Here is an 18,055-nt window from a genome sequence, read left to right as displayed (position 1 = left end):
TCTCCCCCCTTTAATCTAGCCTAATTCTCGGATCTACAACACCATATAAAACATCAGCTATTAAATTGCCGATTAGTGTTAAGAAGGAGAATAACATTGTCAACGTCAATAATACTGGATAATCCCTTGTCCCAACTGATTGTAGGAATAGTTGTCCCAAACCAGGATAGGTAAAAATCGTCTCAGTAATGATGGCACCGCTAATAATGGCGACGATATCAAATCCTAAAAACGTTATAAGTGGAATAATTGAATTTCTTAAAATATGAACATTATAAATCTTTCGTTCCGGCGTGCCTTTTGCACGTGCTGTACGGACATAATCCTTGCGGCTATTTTCAATAATATCGTTACGTAAAAATTGGGTATAACTAGCTGTACTTAATAATCCAAGTACAACTGCAGGCAGAAAGACATGATGTAATCGGCTTAACCACCATTCAATAGTTCCATCGGTAACACTAATATCGACTGAACCATTTGATGGGAACCAGCCCAGCGTAAAAGAAAAGAAGAAAATGGCGAATACCCCAGCAATAAAGGATGGAATGGCCAATCCTATGTAGTTTAATCCTCCAATTAAATTATCTGTTAAGGTATATGGCTTTCGTCCTGCATAGGAACCCATTATAAATGCGAGAATATAGGTTATTAATATTGATGAAAATCCTAAAAGTATCGTATTAGGGAGCCGCTCACCAATAACCTCGGATACCTCTATTTTGAAACGTGTTGATTTTCCAAAATCCCCCTCAACGAATCCACTAATCCAACGGAAATACTGCTGAGGCAGTGGGTCATTATAACCCAATTTCTCACGCATTTCTGCGATATACTCTGGATTTGTATTTCTAGGATCTATTTCTCCACTTAGTGAATCGCCCGGCATTAATTTTGCCAATGTAAATACTACAATGGAGGTAAGGAGTAACATTGGAATCATTCCCAATATTCTTCGAAATGCATATTTCAGCATGTGCATTCTCCTTGTCTAATAAGCTTTGGTACACAAGAGCTGCGTAAATCCAATACCAGCTTATTCAAATGGGAGAAGTAAGGCTTCTCCCATTGAAGTTTAAGATTGAGTTAGTATTTTTTTGACGAACCTATTGCTTAATCCACCACTCGTTTGGACGGTTCATTCCAGATACGTCAAATTTAACGTCCTGTACTCGCTTGCTGACTGCCATTGTTTCTTCTAGTTCAGCAATTGGTAAGGCTGGTAGATCTTGCATGAATAGTTTTTGCCACTCTACATACAGATCCTTGCGCTTCTCGGTATCTGTTCCTACAACACTGATATCAAGTGCTTGATCTAACAATTTATCACTGTCAGCATTTACCCAGCGCGGATAGTTCCAAACTGCTTTTGATCCCCAAAGCGGAGTCGGGTCTGGGTCTGCTCCAGTTGACCAGCCGCCGAAGAATACTTCCATTGATTTATCAGCTTTATCAAGCATTTCATAATAAAGGTTTACATCTGTCATTGTTAATTTCGTTTTCAAGCCGACTGCTTCCCAATATTGAGTCATTGCCTTGGCACGCGATTCAAATGTAGGATTATCCGTTGCATAGTGGCTGAAATTAACAACAAATTTCTTCCCATTTGGATCTTCACGGAAACCATCGCCATCAACATCTTTATATCCAGCTTCATCTAATAATGCTTTAGCTTTTTCCGGATCATATTTGTATTGCTCTAACTCTTCATTTGGGGCTGCAATCCAATGGTTTGTTGGAATTGGACGGTTTACTGGTTTACCAACACCAAAGAAGAACGCCTTAACCCATTCTTCACGATTGATTGCATAATACATTGCTTCACGAAGCTTTTTCTCTTGGTATTTTGGTTCGTTCATGATGTTTTTCTCGCCATCCCAAGTACCTAATCTGAAACCAACATAGTAGTAGCTTACGCCTGGATAGGTTACAGCATTTACATTATCAAGTGCTTTAACTTGATCAATAATACTAGGATGGAAGGAAGTCATATCAAGCGTTCCGTTTTTAAGCTCTCCTACAGAAAGAGACGGATCGATAACTTTAATAACAACTTTTTCTATATGAGGTTTGCCGCCGAAGTAATCATCAAAGCGTTCCAATTCTACGGATTCACCTGGGATCACTTTCGTTACTTTAAATGGTCCTAAACCTACAGGCTTTGTCCGAACTTGTGCAGATCCCAGCATATCTTTGACTGCAACGCCTTGAAATTCCGTGCGGTTCATCGGGTATGTCCAAAGATTATCCAAGTTGTTTACACGAGCTTTATCAAAAGTAATTTGGATGTGGTAATCGTCAATGATTTTAATACCCGCGATTTCCTTCGCTTTTCCATCATGATAATCTTGTGCACCCACGATATTTCTTACGTTATCAAAACGTGCACCTTCATAATCCTTATCAGCAATAACCTTCAATGCGAATTCCCAGTCTTTAACAGATAATTCATCACCATTGTGCCACTTCACGCCCTGCTTGATTTCGAAATCAAACACTTTATTGTCAGTTGTTTTCCATGAAGCGATATGCGGCTGTGCCTTTAGGTTTTCGTCATAATCAATTAGGTTTTCATCAAAGAAATCAATTACATATTGATCTGATGCACTTTCATAAAAAGTGTAGTTAAACTTACCCTCTGGTGCAGAATCAAGTGCATAAACTAGTGTCCCGCCGTCTTGTGGCTTTCCAGCAGTTTCACCAGTCTTACCATCATCTTCGTTTTTGCTTGTCCCTGTTTTTTCTCCGCCGCTGCAGGCCGCTAAAAATGCGGATAGAACCAGCATCAATGCGGCTAGCATAAGCATACTTCTCTTCTTCATTTGTTTTCCCCCCTATAGTTTTTATTTTTGCTTTCGTTACTGTCTAGTGAAAGCGTTCATGAGCTTTCGCTTTTCTAGTATAGGTGGCAAGCTACTCGATGAGAGGGCTTCACCTCCTTTAATACCGGCTTACTTTTTGAACATTGCTCCATTGCCATGGGGCAGCGCGGATGGAATGAACATCCCATTGGAGGATTAATTGGGCTTGGCACATCACCTTTTAAGATAATCCGCTCTTTTTTCACCCTGGGATCAGGAGATGGAATTGCTGAAATTAATGCTTGTGTATATGGATGGAGAGGCTCAGCATATAAATCTTCTTTATTTGCAACCTCAACCATGTTACCTAGATACATAACACCAATTCGGTCACTCATGTGTTTAACAACACTTAAATCATGTGCTATAAAAAGAAAAGTAAGGTTAAATTCTTCCTGCAAATCTTTTAACAAATTTAGGACCTGAGATTGGACTGAAACGTCAAGTGCTGAAACGGGTTCGTCGGCAATAATTAATTTTGGCTTTAATGCTAACGCTCTAGCAATTCCGATTCTTTGACGCTGGCCCCCAGAAAATTCATGTGCATACTTGTAATAGGCATCTGGCGGTAACCCTACTTTATTTAACAAATCCATGACTTCCTGTTTTAATTCATCCTTACTTTTTTTAGAAAAGTTATAAATAGGCTCAGCGATAATGTCCCCTACCATTTGCATCGGATTCAAAGAAGCATATGGGTCCTGAAACACCATTTGCATATCCTTTCGAATCTCACGAAGTGATTTGCCTGATACTTTGGTAATGTCTTTACCATTAAATAGAATTTGGCCCTCTGTTGGTTTTAATAGTCGAAGGATTGTTCTGCCTGCAGTTGATTTACCACATCCAGATTCACCCACTAGCCCAAGGGTTTCCCCTTTTTTAATCTCAAAAGAGATATTATCCACTGCTTTTACATTTCCAATTGTGCGTTTTAAAAATCCGCCTTTAACAGGGTAATAGGTTTTAAGATTTTTAATCTCTAATAGATTTTCTGAATGTAAGGGAGAATGGTCACCCTGTTTATGTACTGAAACAGTCTTCATGATATCACCCCTTCAATTGGTTTACTTGTTTCATAGAGTAAACATGCAACTTCGTGGCCATGTTCAACATCTTCAAGTAAAGGGGTGATTGCCGTGCATTCGGGCATTGCTTTTGGACATCGATTCGCAAAACGGCAGCCCACTTTTGGCATATTAATAAGAGATGGCACGATACCTTTAATTGAACTTAACCGTTCTTCTTGTCCATCCATTTTCGGGATGGCCCCCAATAGCAGACTAGTATATGGATGTTTTGGATTATGGAAAAGCGTATCAACATCCGAACGTTCAACAATCCTTCCGGCATACATCACCATAACTTCATCACACATTTCCGCAATCACGCCCAAATCATGTGTTATTAAAATTATAGACATGTCATTTACTGCCTGAATTTCCTTAAGAAGTTCTAATATCTGAGCTTGAACAGTAACATCCAGAGCAGTCGTTGGTTCATCAGCAATTAATAATTTAGGCTGACAAGCAATTGCAATAGCGATCATCACTCTTTGTCTCATCCCGCCGGATAGTTGATGTGGATACTCATCAACCAGTTTTTCAGGTCGTGAGATTCCGACACTTTTTAAAAGGGCAATTGATCTTAGCCTGGCTTCTTGCTTCGTAATTTTTAAATGATTAAAAAGGACTTCTTGTATTTGATAGCCTATTGTAAAAACTGGATTTAGTGAAGTCATCGGCTCTTGGAAAATTATCGAGACGTCTTTTCCACGAATTTTATTGATTTGAGATTCGGACATTTTCTCAAGATTTATTCCATCAAAAATAACCTCACCTGTTTTTATTTTTCCGCTTCCCTTAGGCAAAAGCTTCATAACGGAGAGGCTCATAACGGATTTGCCACAACCAGACTCTCCAACAATTCCAACAATTTGTCCCGGCTTAACATTAAATGAAACATTATCTACTGCATTATAATCAGTTCCGTCAATATCAAATGCCGTCTCTAAGTTTCTCACCTCGAGCAATGGTGCCTCTTTGTGCAACGATTTTTTTGTGCTCATAGTACACCTTCTAACTTTTTAAATTATTCTGTTTATTCAAACTATTCACTTGAAATTTTATTACGAAATTGTTACAATTGCAAGATTTATTTGAATTCTATATAATATATGTTATCTAACTTTTTTAATCTAGTTTTATTAGCTTTTTTCGAAGTAATTCTTATAGTTTTCTAGGTACTTTATTGCGGGAATGGAAAAAGATAGTTTTGTAGAATAATGATTAGTTTTGTAAAAATGTTCAACAATATCATATCCAATTGCGTAACCGAGAAGTCTTGGCAGTCTTCCCTCTCCGAAAAGTAATTCATCGTGTCCTCTTTCATTTTTCTTCGTACCTAGTTGTTTTTTTATATATTTATCCCAAAATTTTAGTAATTCTTTTTTATTATACATACGGCACCATGTGGCTAAATATTCCGAACCACAATTTTTTAAAACAGCATATTCAGCAAGTCCTTCTATAATTATTGAATCAAGCAAGGTATAGTCTTCCATTCTTTTATTCAACTTTCTTAACCGGCAGACATGATGATATTCATGGACCATTAGTGCCTCTATTTCTTTCGGATCCTCAAAATGCGAGAGAAAAAGAAACATTTTATCAGGGAACGAGACACCAGCTTTACTTTTAACTTCTCTAAAAAAGAACCCGCCTGCTTGTGCTACTGGAAAAAGAAATACTGGTATGTCAGGACCATTCCATTTCTCTTTATAGTGATGAAAGAGTTCTTCCACTTGAGTCCAAGCCTTTTGTTCTTTCATTCGGTCAAAAATAATCCGAGCGGATCTAGAAGGCCGGTACATACCAAAATTCAATAATTGATTATATATTTCCTTTGGCGTTTGCTTTAAAAAAAATGGCTCTAGTTTCTCACACAACTTTACAGGTCTGTCAAACTCCTCTTCTATCCAATAATCTGTTTGAATAATTCCCATCCTAACACCCCATTTACCTAGCCTCTCTGAACAGTTTATGAAGGTTATCGAAAGAGGTTCATAGGTAAAATGGTTAAAAAACGACCAGACATAATTGTCTGGTCGTTCTTAGATGTTTATTCGTATTTTTTAAATACAATCGTAGCGTTGTGTCCGCCAAATCCTAATGAATTACTCATGGCCGCTTTAATTTCCTTTTGACGTGCTTTATTTGGTACATAATCTAAATCACATTCTGGATCTGGTGTTTCATAGTTAATGGTAGGTGGCAGTATGCTGTCTCTTATCGCTAATACCGTAAAGATCGCTTCTACACCGCCAGCAGCACCAAGAAGATGCCCAGTCATAGATTTCGTTGAACTAATTGCTAAGTTATAGGCGTGCTCACCAAATACCTCTTTCATTGCAAGGGTTTCAAACTTGTCATTATATTCTGTACTAGTCCCATGGGCGTTAACATAATCAATTTCATCCGGCTTTAACCCGCCATCATTAATGGCCATTTTCATAGCACGGGCGCCGCCTTCACCACCTGGTGCTGGTGCTGTAATATGGTAGGCATCACCAGTAGCCCCATAGCCGACAATTTCAGCATAGATTTTGGCACCACGCGCTAAGGCATGTTCAAGTTCTTCCAAGACAATAATCCCCGCACCTTCACCAATGACAAATCCATCACGATTTTTATCAAATGGTCTGCTAGCAGTTTTTGGGTCTGGATTGGTGGACAAAGCAGTATTCGCACAGAACCCTGCGACTGACATTTTTGTAATCGGTGCTTCTGCTCCGCCTGTAACCATTGCATCTGCGTCACCGCGTTGAATGACTTTAAATGCATCACCAATCGAATTTGTTCCAGTTGCACAGGCGGTTACCGTACATGAATTGAAGCCTCTCGCACCTAATGTAATGGAAACTTGTCCTGTTGCCATATCTGGAATTAACATTGGAACAAAAAATGGACTAACACGCTTATATCCTCTATTTTGAAATATTTCAAATTGCTGTTCAAAGGTTTCCATACCGCCAATTCCAGAACCAATCCATACTCCAACACGATGGGAGTTTTCTTCATTAATGGTTAAATTAGCATCTTTCACTGCCATTATTGCCGAGGCAACCGCAAATTGTGTAAAACGGTCCATTTTGCGTGCATCTTTTCTATCCATAAATGCTTCAGGATTAAAATCAGTTGATTCTGCAGCAACTTTTGCCGGATATTCATCTGCATTAACTCTTGTCAGCGGCCCAATCCCAGATTTCCCTTCTAATATATTTTTCCAAGTAGTTTCGGCATCATTTCCTAGCGGCGTTACTGCACCTATGCCAGTTACTACAACCCTGCGCTTTTCCATATTATCTATCTCCTTCATTTCTTATCTTTTTGCTCATTCTGTTCTTTATCTTCCCCATTTGATCGCAATCGCACCCCAAGTTAGGCCTCCACCGAAACCTACCATGACAATAATGTCATCATCCTTAATTCTTCCCTCTTCCAAATCTTCTACAAGTGAAATGGGAATCGACGCTGCAGAAGTGTTACCGTATTTATTAATGGTTTTTGACATTTTTTCAACTGGTAATTCTAATCTTTGTCTAGACGCTTCCATAATACGAATATTTGCCTGATGAGGAATCAGGAAATCGACATCATCTTTTGATAAACCTGCTTTTTCGAGGACATTAATACAGCTTTCCCCCATTTGCCTAACAGCAAATTTGAAAACTTCTCTACCGTTCATAATAATATATTCATCCTGGTACAGATGTTTAGATCCTGTCCCATCAGCCCCAAGTTCGAAGGAAAGAATTCCTCGGTCTTCTGAAACAGGTCCGATAATTGTCGCTCCAGCACCGTCCCCAAATAAAACTGCTGTATTGCGATCAGACCAGTCTGTAATTTTCGAAAGTTTTTCAACTCCAACGACTAGGACATATTTATAAACTTCGGTTTCAACGAATTGTTTACCAGTCACAATGCCGTACATAAAACCAGCACAAGCAGCACTGACATCCATCGCTGCTGCCTTCTTTGCTCCCAGCCTTTCTTGAATTCTGCATGCAACCGAAGGAAAAGGAGTATCAGGAGTAACCGTAGCTACCAAAATTAAATCAATCTCTTCTGCAGTAATCCCTGCATCTTGAATCGCCTTTTGGGCCGCTTCAAATGCCATGTCCGAGGTTTCAACATCATCGGCTGCGATTCTCCTTTCTTCGATTCCTGTCATTGTACGAATCCATTCATCAGATGTATCCATAATTTTTTCTAAATCCTTATTGGTGACAATTTTCTCTGGTAAATATCTTCCGATACCTACAATCCCTGCTCTCATACGGTCCATCTCCTTTTATTTATGACAAGATTCTATATCCTATTGTTTAATATCAATTATTATGACTTGGTACTAATTTTATCAAATAAAGTCTATTTTAAGCAACAGTTTAGGGCAAATATTGAAAAAGAAATAAGCTCCCGCAACCGAGAGCTTATTTCTTTTTACATTTCTTTACGTCCTTCAGCTAACCCGAGTTCGTATGCCTCATGCATAACCTTTGTAAAAAGGTTCATGAACGGCTGAATTAAATCCATTGATAATTCAACGCCAGCCTTGTCCAATTGTTCTTTAGCTTCTGGTAAGTATTTCATCGCGATCTGCATAAATTCTAAAGATTTATCCTGACTTATCATATTATCTCCTTCTAGCTGTTATTAGCGAAATGAATCCTTTCTTACATCATCCCTATTTCCAACATATTCTATACAAAAATCAGGACACTTTACAACTGATTTGCATACAATCGCTGGACATGATCCTTTTGTTCCTGAATGGATGTTTTTAATGGAGTTCCTTTTTTTATGGAGACTTTTACAATGTCAGAATTCAAATCCAATGATTCAAAACCATTTTTACCCAGATGATTTTCAGTGATATTTAGATAGTCGGCACATCTCAACCATTGATTCTGCTTGCCACTGTCAAGTACATAACTGCCTGCCTTTCCTGTTTCCATTATATCTAAGATCGCCTCTAGCGCATCATTAATGAAAAGGACATCATTGGACCATTCCCGTTCATCAGTTGTAATCTTTATTTCTTGATATTTTGAAATTAATACTTTTTGAAATAAAAAAGTAGACGTTTGCCATGGGCCATAAACTGAGGGTAAGTAAATAAACTGCGTATTCTTTCCTGTTTCTTTTATTAAATCTAGAAATCCCTCTATTTCCTTGCCCCTAAATGTACTCGTAAGTAATTGTACTGGGAGAATAAGAACATTATTGACTTGGTTCTTATTAACCTCAAGGTATTGAATTATCTGCTTAGTTATTTTGCTATCCTGTAAAATTTGTTCTTTTTTACTCATAAAAAGATCATATATTGAAATGATCAGACTGGTATTAGGTGTGGGTTTTTCTGTGTCACTCTCCCACTCGGATAATGATTGTTCAATCAAGTTTGCATTTCGGCCCACTTCAAGCCTTTTTTCTTCTAGAAATGCTATATGCTCCGTCTCTGCTAGATGAATCCCTTTTACCTCTATCCCTTTATTTAACAAACTCTTGCAAATATGAAAATTTACAAAGTCAAACATACCAAAAAGAATTGCCTTGTCCATATATTTTTCCTCCCCACACTAACCTTAATGAATCCTATGCGCATCGTTAAGGAATTATTTCTTGCAGGGAGGATGAAGTTTATAAGACCGATTCATGGCTGTTGAAGAACTTTATCATAATAATCGCTAGTTGTTGTTTTTTTTCTGGAAGAATAAATGTTGGATTTATTTCTGATACACTAATTAATTGTTGATACAATTTAGATTGGTTATAAGATTTTGCCCCAGATAGGACATGAATTATTTTAACTGGGCAGTCAAATGGTTGTTTAATGGTTTCTTCCTTGCTAAGAATAGTGTTTTCAAGTACCTTCTGCTCCATTTGATGCGCCACTGATAATTCCCTCAGTAATTTCTTATAAAAAAATTTATGTTCCTTTTCTTGTTCAAGATGATGTTTTAAGGATAGGATCGGATTAAGTAAAATGATTGACCTAATCTTGTGCTTCATTTTTTCCATTAATTTCAATGCGACCAATGCCCCCATACCTTCTGCCAAAACATGAATTTTGTTATTAAGAATCTCGTTTCGAATTACATGCTGATATAACCTCTCTGCAAGTTCAACAGCATTCTCGCTCCCCCAGTTTCGCCCATAAAGATTCGAGGAAAAAATGGTGTACCCTTTTTCTTTTAGCTGGTTGATAATTGCCAACTTACCTTCATTTTGTGTCCAAAAGCATTTACAGTCATCGACAAAATGCCTTTCATCTCCAAGTACTAAGATCCCAAATCCTGTAGGCTTCTCTGGGTAATGAATAATATTCCATTGGGTATCCATCTGAAAATTGCGATTCTCCATCGATAAATCTCCTTTTCCATATTTCCTCACAGTATTGTATGCCGCCTTATTAAAGTTGAAAGGGGATTTGCCTAATTTACATGTCATATCTGGAATTCAAGTTGTAAATAAGAAGATTGCACTATAAACCAGAATTGGACAACCCATCCCGAGATTAAGTTTCGCTTTATCATTTCTGAATCATATGATAATATAATTAAAGATGTAAAATAGGTTGTTAGAGGTGAAGAATAATGCGATTTTTTTGGACCCTTTTCTGGTCATTTCTATTAGTGCAAATGCTTACATATGTAGTGAGCTCAATGACTGCAGGCGCAAAATATGATTTCGTTACTGGTACTGTTGCTGCAATTGGTGTAACTATTCTAATTTACGTAGTAACTGCATTGATTCCAAACGAGCCAGTTTCAAAACATTAAAAAAGGTCATCCAAGCGGATGACCTTTTTTATATGGATCTCTATTTAACCGTTAATGAAAATTTCTCCATTGCTGATACCTATCTCCACTTTGGATTGGTCATGAAGCTTTCCAGCAATTATTTCACGAGCAAGTTTTGTCTCGATATTTCTTTGGATAAAACGTTTTAACGGTCTAGCACCATATATTGGATCAAAACCATTTACAGCAATAAATTCTTTTGCTTTCTCATTGATTAGAATATCTATATGTTGATGTTTTAAACGATTTTGCAATTCCCTCATCATTTTTGCAACAATATTCTTTATCTCCTCTAGGGATAGTGGCTTAAAGAGAATCGTCTCGTCTATGCGATTTAAAAACTCTGGCCGGAAATGCCCCCTCAATTGAATCATCACTTTTTCTCGAACCTCATCGGGGATTCCACTTTCAATTTCACTTCGTTCTAGCAAAAATTGTGAGCCAATATTGGATGTCATAATTATCACTGTATTTTTAAAGTCAACTACACGCCCTTGCGAGTCTGTAATTCTTCCGTCATCAAGCGCTTGAAGGAGAATGTTAAAGACCTCAGGATGGGCTTTTTCAATTTCATCCATTAAGATAACAGAGTATGGCCTTCTCCTTACTGCTTCAGTTAATTGTCCGCCTTCTTCGTAGCCCACATATCCAGGAGGTGCACCAATCAAGCGGGAAACGGCATGCTTCTCCATATACTCTGACATGTCAATCCGGATGATATGTTCTTCACTATCGAATAAAGACTCCGCTAAAGCTTTTGCTAACTCTGTTTTTCCAACCCCAGTTGGACCTAAGAATAAAAATGATCCGATTGGCCGGTTAGGGTCTTTAATTCCAGCACGGGCCCTTAGGACTGCATCTGCCACTAAATTTACAGCTTCATTCTGGCCAATTACTCTTTCATGCAGGATCGATTCTAATCGGAGCAGCTTCTCTCTCTCGCCTTCGACTAATTTAGAAAGTGGAATTCCAGTCCACCTAGATACAATGTTCGAAATTTCTTCACCTGTCACTTCTTCACGAAGTAATCTTTCATCTTTAGAGGTTGCGGTTTCGAGTTCTTTCAGTTCCTTTTCTGCTAACGGAATTTGACCATGTCGAAGTTCTGCTGCACGATTTAAATCGTATTTATCCTCTGCCTGTTGAAGCTCCCTGCGAAGTTTCTCCAGTTGCTCCCTTTTCTCCTGCAATATTTGAATACTTTGTTTCTCTTGCAGCCACTTTGCCTTCATTTCATTGGCTGTCTCTTTAAGGTCCGCAAGTTCCTTTAGAAGTGCTTCAAGTCGTAACTTGCTTCCTTCATCTACCTCTTTACTTAACGCTGCTTCTTCAATTTCTAATTGCATAACTCTACGAGTTACTTCATCTAATTCTGTTGGCATGGAATCTATTTCAGTCCGGATTAACGCACACGCTTCGTCAACAAGATCAATGGCTTTATCGGGCAAGAACCGATCCGTAATATAACGGTCTGATAATGTTGCCGCTGCTACCAAAGCATGATCATGGATTTTAACACCATGGTGTACCTCATAACGCTCTTTCAAGCCTCTTAAAATTGAAATGGTATCTTCAACGTTTGGTTCTTGGACAAGTACCTGCTGAAATCTTCGTTCAAGTGCAGGATCTTTCTCAATATATTTTCTATGTTCATCAAGCGTTGTTGCTCCTATACAATGAAGTTCACCACGTGCAAGCATCGGTTTTAACATATTTCCTGCATCCATTGCACCTTCCGTTTTCCCTGCGCCAACAATTGTATGAATCTCATCGATAAATAATAAGATCCTGCCTTCACTCTTTTTAACCTCATTTAATACGGCCTTTAATCGTTCTTCAAATTCACCCCTAAATTTAGCACCTGCAATTAACGCACTCATATCTAATGAAAAAATGGTTTTATCCTTTAAACCCTCTGGAACATCTTTCCGAACAATCCTCTGTGCTAACCCTTCTACAATTGCTGTTTTTCCTACACCAGGTTCACCGATTAACACCGGATTATTCTTTGTTTTTCTTGATAAGATCCGAATGACATTTCGGATTTCAGTATCACGGCCAATAACAGGATCCATTTTTCCTGCTCTAACCTCTGCAACAAGATCCCGTCCATATTTTTTTAAGGCATCGTATCCTGCTTCGGGATTTTGTGATGTCACTCTTTGATTCCCCCTTATATCTTTTATGGCTTGTAAAACATGATCTGGCTGCTTGCCTAAAGCTCGTAATATCTTTCGCATTTCTGAGTCATCTGAATAAACCGCAGCTAACAGAATATGTTCGACAGATAAATACTCATCTGAAAATTTTTGCTTATATTCTTCAGCTTTTACAAGTATCTTCTGCAGTCTTGCGGTAATATATAGTTTTCCTTGTTCTACTCCACTGCCGGTAACCACTGGTTTTTTAGACAGAGATTCCATAAGGTTGCTTTTCGTTCTTTCAGAAGACACTCCTGCCCTTTCTAATATGGCAGAAATGAGACTATCTTCTTGCTCCATTAACGATATAAATAAATGAGGTTCATCAATCTCTTGATGATTTTGCTTAACGGCTAACGTTTGGGCATCCATCAATCCTTTCTGTAACCGTTCTGTCATTCGGTTCATATCCATTTTTCAACACCCTCTTTGACCATTTTTGACCTTTGTCTTTATTATAAAACAATCGCGTCTAAAAAGAAAATTTTCCCGTTTAGAAATACAGTCTGTAGTCGAGAGTTTAAACAAAAGAAAAAGCCACCCAATGGATGACCTTTTCTGTATTAAATTTATGGTTTTCGCTGATATGTCCAAACACGTTCATCATTAGAAGTCTCAGGGAAGGCATCTCCTGCTTTTAACTTGATTTTTTTCGGATTATTGACATTGCTTCCCGTATCTCCCACTTCAATATATACACCATTATTAGGTGCTTTACTCCCAGATTTAAACTGGCGATTTTGACCCATTCTTTTTCCCTCCTTTTCTTCACAATGTTATTATTTCCGTTTCAGGCTCTGTCATTATTGGCATTTCTTACAAATTCCCATACTATTCGACATTATTTCCTAAGAAATAAACAAAGTCGGCACGAAGTTATGACGATTGTATGAACTTATTGCTCATTTATTGCTAATTATTCTTTGTTAACAATATAATTATAGTATTATCTTGTAAATCCAACCTTGACTGTCAATTTTTTAAATCAAATTTTCGTACCTTTAAAGGTGGTTATGAGTATGCAGTCAGTAAGAGAAATGCCGGTAACACTGTCCCATCTTTTTGATACAGTTCACCATATAAAGAAAGTTGAAAAAGGTACTTTTCTATTTCAGGAAGGATCTACAGCTGATGAATTGTACATAGTACAAAGTGGAATTCTTCAAATCAGCAAAATCATTCCTGATGGGAGAGAACTCACATTAAGAATGTGCTCGCGTGGTGATTTTGTCGGTGAGTTAAACTTATTCTCCCCTTCTTCACGATATTTATTAAGTGCTCGTGTTGTTGAGAGCGGTGAGGTAGCTGTTATTATGAAAGATACGCTCGAAGAAAAACTTTCGCAAAATATATCACTTTCTTTCGAATTCATCAAGTGGATGAGCCAACAATATCGAAAAACCCAAACTAAGTTTCGTGATTTGGTGCTTCATGGTAAAAAAGGAGCTTTATACTCTACACTTATTCGAATTACCAATAGTTATGGAATTAAAACCAATAAAGGAATATTAATCGAGCTGCCATTAACCAATCAGGAGTTAGCAAATTTTTGCGGTACTTCACGCGAAGTTGTAAATCGCTTGTTAAGCGATTTACGAAAGAACGGAATTGTATCCATCGAGAAGGGCACGATTACCATTCATGATTTGGACTATTTAAAAAGGGAAATCGATTGTGAGGACTGTCCAGTAGAAATCTGTAAAGTGGATTAGGTATCCTTTAGGCGAAAAAAATCGGTCATTTGACCAATTTTCAGGTTATCGAAACTTTCGATAGCCTTTTTATTTTAATATTTAGACTTTGCGACAAGTCTGTTGATTTGCGCTCCAGGTGCTTCGCTCCAATCAACAGGTGTATTAATAAAGATCTGCAACTCAATATATTATAATAATTCAATTTTTAAGCCAAAAGAATCTAACCAAATGGAATATAAATATATCTTTAAAGATGAATGAAAGGTTCTTCTTATTGTAGCCTGCAAAAATATAATAAAGATCACAACATATTTAATTAGGGTAGCAAAAGTGTGTGGCAATGCTTGGGTTGATTTGACACCATGTTGATTGGAGCGGAGGACACTCAACTCCTACGGGATATAGAGGTCACTGGAGACCCCGCAGGCGCCATTGCGCCGAGGAGGCTCCAGGACCTCCCCGCGGAAAGCGAGTGCCCGGAGCGGAAATCAACAGGCCCAATAGCATGGACAAAATCAAAAAATTGTTTCAGATAAAGAAAAAAATTGCCGAGAAAAGTTCCCTTTCTCGACAATCTGAATCAGTCATTTGACCGATTTTTTATGTTAATAAGCCTATTTGAATAGCTGATATCGTAAAGAATATCGCGGAATTAATGATTTCGTAAATGCCAATTTGTTTCGGGGATAATGACCTGCCATAAAAAACAATCGCTCTTAGTAAACTAGGGATAAATGCTAATGCAACAATCCAAACACCTAAACCAAAGCAAGAAATCACTAACATAATATGGTAAAACCATGAAATCCATTTAAATTGGGTGTTCTTCTTTTCCCTAATCATTGTTTTTACATAAAAGGTACATCCAACAAAAAATAGGACTGATGTTAAAAAGGTGAAAACAAGTGTCTCGAAGTTTATTTCCCCATTTGTTAAATAACTGCTTGCTAATCCGGCAATTGAAAAGGCAAAAACAGCACTGAGATCATTCATAAACGCCCGGTCTTGATTCTTTGAAGTATAAAAAGCATTTATCATAAAAAATGGCAGCATCAGAAGGCCAAAATATATAATTGATGGTCTTTCTAACAAAGGAAAAAGTAAAAATAATAACGATGGAATCATATATAAAAGAGTCCATTTTGTATAAAAAGAGATTTTTTTTCTTTTAAATAAGAGGAGCATCGGATAGGTTGCCAAGTATAACAAGAGCCAGCCGATGAAAAACGGGATATGTTGCCAAATGAATCCTCCCTTAATGACACCAAGCCAAAAAGGGATGATTAGCATTGCCCATGCACCATGTTGCTTCGGTAAAAATAACTTCATTATTTTCACTCCTTTTTCCTGACTAGCCTAAATATAAGCTAGTTAAGCAAAAAAATAAGTGAAACACATCACATAATTCCATAAAAAAGAAGGCCTTCGCCTTCTCTTTGTGACATCTTCTTAACTTTTTTGATCCATTTTATGAACAAGCTCTTGAAGTAATTTCAAAGTCCAAGTTATCGCCCTTTTATCATCTATATGAAAACAAGGAATATTGGTTTTCAACGTGAGTACCTTATCCATTTTAGCTTTCCAGTATACAATTGCAGCAATATTGGACACGCTTTTTAATAAAGAAAGGTCATTTTCATCTCTTAATAACAGCAACTTTGGAAAAGACTCTAGTTTGTATCCTTCGATTAAAATCACATCTGGCTGAAAAAATGTCATCAACTCAATCTGGTCTTCAAGTGAATAATAATGGTTTTCTGCTTGGAGGAGTAAACTTCCATTTCCTTCGACGATTGATGCAAGTGCTCCTGCCTTTACATGTTTTTCTGTATCTTTCAGCGGTAGATATTCTGGTCTGCCACCATGTCCGTGGTGCTTTATGGTAACTGTTTTTACCCCTTTTTCTGCTAACAGGTTAATCAACTTTGAAGTGATTGTTGTCTTTCCACTATTTTGATAACCGACCACTTGAAAGATGACAGGAGTTACCAAGGCCATTCACTACCAACTTGATCTTCAAGCAGAAGGACATCGACTTCACTGCCAGCTGCATAGCCTCTAGTTCCGCCTGGAAGAATCATTAATGAATTAGCCCCTGAAAGGCTCATAATGATGTTAGACTTGTCAAGTCCACTCGGTGTGGCCTTTAGTCTTCCCGCATCAATAAACGTTGAACTTCGAACAAACCTAGTAAATGGATTGGCTTTAGGAAAATCCGCCTCTAATAGTGCCTTTTCAATTCGAAGATGCGGTTTTTCTGAAAAAAGCATTCTTCGGATGATTGGGCGGGCAAACAATTCAAACCCGACATAACATGCTGATGGATTTCCCGAAAGCCCAAATAGAAGCTTACGATTATACTGTGCCACGGTCGTCACACTTCCAGGCCGCATGGCAACTTTATTAAAGAAAACCTCGGCACCAAGCTTTTCATAAATAGCCGGCAGATAATCAAAATCACCCACTGAAACCCCGCCGGTTGTAATTAACAAGTCAACATCGTTTAAAGCATTTTTCACTGCTTCAAAGCAAGTATCAAACTCATCAGGAAGCTTGCCAAAATATCGGACCATCCCTCCGGCTCTTTCTATCTGCGCTGCAATCATATGGGAATTACTGTTACGAATTTTCCCAGGAACTAGGGGTTCGTTCACCTCTAACAGTTCCGTCCCTGTAGCAAATAAACCAACAAGAGGTTTTTTGGCTACGGCTACTTGTTCATATCCAAATGTCGCAAGCATGGCTTGTATCCCAGGATTGATTAACGTCCCTTTTCTAACCAAGACTTCACCTTGCTTGGCATCCTCTCCACTGAATGAAACATTATCACCTTTTTTAAAGCTGCGTTTAATTGACATATAGGGAATTCCATTCTTTTCGTATCCCTGTGCAAGTTCGAACATAACCACTGCGTCTGTACCCTCTGGCATCATCGCTCCAGTCATAATTCTTACAGCTTGGAACGCACCAATTACTTTTGTTGAAACCATTCCAGCACCAATATGATCGACAACTTCAAACTCAACGATATTCGTTTGTGAGGCATCACGGGTATCGATTGACCTGACAGCAAAGCCATCGTAGGGAGCCCGATCAAAATGAGGAACATCGCTTGTAGCGATTAAGTCTTTTGATAAAAAACGGCCATAGCTCTCATTTATTGAAATATGTTCAGTTACACCCTCTAATTGATATTCCATAATTTTTTGGACCGCTTCTCCAATTGGAATCGGTTTTCTTCTCTCAAACAAATTCATCAACTCCTGCCATAAACCTATATCTATTTTTGATATGTACCAATAATCATTGAATCCCCTTCATTATAAGCTTATTAGAAACATAACAATATATCAAATGTCACAATTTAAAGGAATTCAGACATAAAAATGTAAATCATATCGAATGTGTGATTCAGGTCACCTAATTTTTTGCTTT

General features: G+C 37.9%; 17 protein-coding genes. 2 read left to right on the top strand and 15 right to left on the bottom strand.

The genetic code is table 11. The features are described from left to right. Positions 1-10: 10 nt before the first annotated feature. The 10 genes from opp4B to FS608_RS18165 form a co-directional block, all read right to left on the bottom strand. Positions 11-976, bottom strand: coding sequence for an oligopeptide ABC transporter permease (gene opp4B / locus FS608_RS18210; RefSeq protein ID WP_144553639.1), 966 nt, complete (start codon positions 974-976; stop codon positions 11-13). Between the two features lie 130 nt (positions 977-1,106). Further along, on the bottom strand, positions 1,107-2,822 hold the full coding sequence (gene opp4A, locus FS608_RS18205) for an oligopeptide ABC transporter substrate-binding protein (protein WP_144553637.1): 1,716 nt from the start codon (positions 2,820-2,822) through the stop codon (positions 1,107-1,109). Positions 2,823-2,896: 74 nt separating this feature from the next. Further along, positions 2,897-3,907, bottom strand: coding sequence for an ABC transporter ATP-binding protein (locus FS608_RS18200; RefSeq protein WP_144553635.1), 1,011 nt, complete (start codon positions 3,905-3,907; stop codon positions 2,897-2,899). Further along, a complete protein-coding gene (locus FS608_RS18195; protein ID WP_144553633.1) occupies positions 3,904-4,929 on the bottom strand; it encodes an ABC transporter ATP-binding protein in 1,026 nt (341 codons plus the stop codon). Before FS608_RS18195 ends, FS608_RS18200 begins: the two co-directional genes overlap by 4 nt. A 138-nt stretch (positions 4,930-5,067) precedes the next feature. Then, positions 5,068-5,865 carry a DUF2268 domain-containing putative Zn-dependent protease gene (locus FS608_RS18190; protein WP_144553630.1) on the bottom strand — a complete coding sequence of 266 codons (798 nt, stop codon included), beginning with the start codon at positions 5,863-5,865 and terminating at the stop codon, positions 5,068-5,070. Positions 5,866-5,981: 116 nt separating this feature from the next. Continuing rightward, a complete protein-coding gene (gene fabF, locus FS608_RS18185; protein ID WP_144553628.1) occupies positions 5,982-7,220 on the bottom strand; it encodes a beta-ketoacyl-ACP synthase II in 1,239 nt (412 codons plus the stop codon). A gap of 45 nt (positions 7,221-7,265) precedes the next feature. Then, positions 7,266-8,198 (bottom strand): beta-ketoacyl-ACP synthase III, encoded by a 933-nt coding sequence (locus tag FS608_RS18180; protein ID WP_144553626.1) that lies wholly within the window; start codon positions 8,196-8,198, stop codon positions 7,266-7,268. A gap of 164 nt (positions 8,199-8,362) precedes the next feature. Further along, the gene (locus FS608_RS18175) at positions 8,363-8,551 is read right to left on the bottom strand and encodes a ComZ family protein (RefSeq protein ID WP_144553906.1); all 189 of its coding nucleotides are present in this window, start codon (positions 8,549-8,551) and stop codon (positions 8,363-8,365) included. A 92-nt stretch (positions 8,552-8,643) separates the two neighbouring features. Beyond that, entirely contained in the window at positions 8,644-9,483 is an 840-nt protein-coding gene (locus FS608_RS18170; RefSeq protein ID WP_144553624.1) for a hypothetical protein, read from the bottom strand. Positions 9,484-9,562: 79 nt separating this feature from the next. Further along, entirely contained in the window at positions 9,563-10,285 is a 723-nt protein-coding gene (locus tag FS608_RS18165; RefSeq protein WP_144553621.1) for an alpha/beta fold hydrolase, read from the bottom strand. A 233-nt stretch (positions 10,286-10,518) separates the two neighbouring features. Here FS608_RS18165 and FS608_RS18160 point away from each other — a divergent pair, with 233 nt between their 5' ends. Continuing rightward, positions 10,519-10,704 (top strand): YjzD family protein, encoded by a 186-nt coding sequence (locus FS608_RS18160; protein WP_144553619.1) that lies wholly within the window; start codon positions 10,519-10,521, stop codon positions 10,702-10,704. Positions 10,705-10,748: 44 nt separating this feature from the next. On the opposite strand, the gene clpB is transcribed toward FS608_RS18160, so the two are convergent. Continuing rightward, positions 10,749-13,340 (bottom strand): ATP-dependent chaperone ClpB, encoded by a 2,592-nt coding sequence (clpB, locus tag FS608_RS18155; RefSeq protein WP_144553617.1) that lies wholly within the window; start codon positions 13,338-13,340, stop codon positions 10,749-10,751. 155 nt (positions 13,341-13,495) lie between these two features. Beyond that, complete coding sequence (locus FS608_RS18150) at positions 13,496-13,675, bottom strand: YjzC family protein (RefSeq protein ID WP_026566122.1); 180 nt, start codon at positions 13,673-13,675, stop codon at positions 13,496-13,498. A 270-nt stretch (positions 13,676-13,945) separates the two neighbouring features. Here FS608_RS18150 and FS608_RS18145 point away from each other — a divergent pair, with 270 nt between their 5' ends. Beyond that, a complete protein-coding gene (locus FS608_RS18145; protein ID WP_395947787.1) occupies positions 13,946-14,638 on the top strand; it encodes a Crp/Fnr family transcriptional regulator in 693 nt (230 codons plus the stop codon). A 582-nt stretch (positions 14,639-15,220) separates the two neighbouring features. Here the strand turns inward: FS608_RS18145 and FS608_RS18135 are convergent. From FS608_RS18135 to FS608_RS18125, 3 genes are all read right to left on the bottom strand, one after another. Continuing rightward, complete coding sequence (locus tag FS608_RS18135; protein ID WP_144553615.1) at positions 15,221-15,949, bottom strand: YwiC-like family protein; 729 nt, start codon at positions 15,947-15,949, stop codon at positions 15,221-15,223. Positions 15,950-16,069: 120 nt separating this feature from the next. Beyond that, positions 16,070-16,618: a molybdopterin-guanine dinucleotide biosynthesis protein B gene (gene mobB / locus FS608_RS18130; RefSeq protein ID WP_144553613.1), complete on the bottom strand. Its 549-nt coding sequence runs from the start codon at positions 16,616-16,618 to the stop codon at positions 16,070-16,072. Then, positions 16,606-17,871 (bottom strand): molybdopterin molybdotransferase MoeA, encoded by a 1,266-nt coding sequence (locus FS608_RS18125; RefSeq protein WP_144553611.1) that lies wholly within the window; start codon positions 17,869-17,871, stop codon positions 16,606-16,608. Before FS608_RS18125 ends, mobB begins: the two co-directional genes overlap by 13 nt. Positions 17,872-18,055: the final 184 nt, after the last annotated feature.

It is taken from the genome of Bacillus sp. X1(2014) (genome assembly GCF_007678255.1).
The sequence above is the reverse complement of the archived record's forward strand: the minus strand, read 5'-3'. Positions and strand labels throughout refer to the sequence as shown.

Excerpts from the sequence above, each read along its gene's own strand:
- FS608_RS18170 (WP_144553624.1), bottom strand. The coding sequence starts at position 9,483 with ATGGACAAGGCAATTCTTTTTGGTATGTTTGACTTTGTAAATTTTCAT.
- opp4A (WP_144553637.1), bottom strand. The coding sequence starts at position 2,822 with ATGAAGAAGAGAAGTATGCTTATGCTAGCCGCATTGATGCTGGTTCTA.
- FS608_RS18160 (WP_144553619.1), top strand. The coding sequence starts at position 10,519 with ATGCGATTTTTTTGGACCCTTTTCTGGTCATTTCTATTAGTGCAAATG.
- clpB (WP_144553617.1), bottom strand. The coding sequence starts at position 13,340 with ATGGATATGAACCGAATGACAGAACGGTTACAGAAAGGATTGATGGAT.
- FS608_RS18195 (WP_144553633.1), bottom strand. The coding sequence starts at position 4,929 with ATGAGCACAAAAAAATCGTTGCACAAAGAGGCACCATTGCTCGAGGTG.
- FS608_RS18190 (WP_144553630.1), bottom strand. The coding sequence starts at position 5,865 with ATGGGAATTATTCAAACAGATTATTGGATAGAAGAGGAGTTTGACAGA.
- mobB (WP_144553613.1), bottom strand. The coding sequence starts at position 16,618 with ATGGCCTTGGTAACTCCTGTCATCTTTCAAGTGGTCGGTTATCAAAAT.
- FS608_RS18165 (WP_144553621.1), bottom strand. The coding sequence starts at position 10,285 with ATGGAGAATCGCAATTTTCAGATGGATACCCAATGGAATATTATTCAT.
- FS608_RS18180 (WP_144553626.1), bottom strand. The coding sequence starts at position 8,198 with ATGAGAGCAGGGATTGTAGGTATCGGAAGATATTTACCAGAGAAAATT.
- FS608_RS18145 (WP_395947787.1), top strand. The coding sequence starts at position 13,946 with ATGCAGTCAGTAAGAGAAATGCCGGTAACACTGTCCCATCTTTTTGAT.
- opp4B (WP_144553639.1), bottom strand. The coding sequence starts at position 976 with ATGCTGAAATATGCATTTCGAAGAATATTGGGAATGATTCCAATGTTA.
- FS608_RS18150 (WP_026566122.1), bottom strand. The coding sequence starts at position 13,675 with ATGGGTCAAAATCGCCAGTTTAAATCTGGGAGTAAAGCACCTAATAAT.
- fabF (WP_144553628.1), bottom strand. The coding sequence starts at position 7,220 with ATGGAAAAGCGCAGGGTTGTAGTAACTGGCATAGGTGCAGTAACGCCG.
- FS608_RS18135 (WP_144553615.1), bottom strand. The coding sequence starts at position 15,949 with ATGAAGTTATTTTTACCGAAGCAACATGGTGCATGGGCAATGCTAATC.
- FS608_RS18200 (WP_144553635.1), bottom strand. The coding sequence starts at position 3,907 with ATGAAGACTGTTTCAGTACATAAACAGGGTGACCATTCTCCCTTACAT.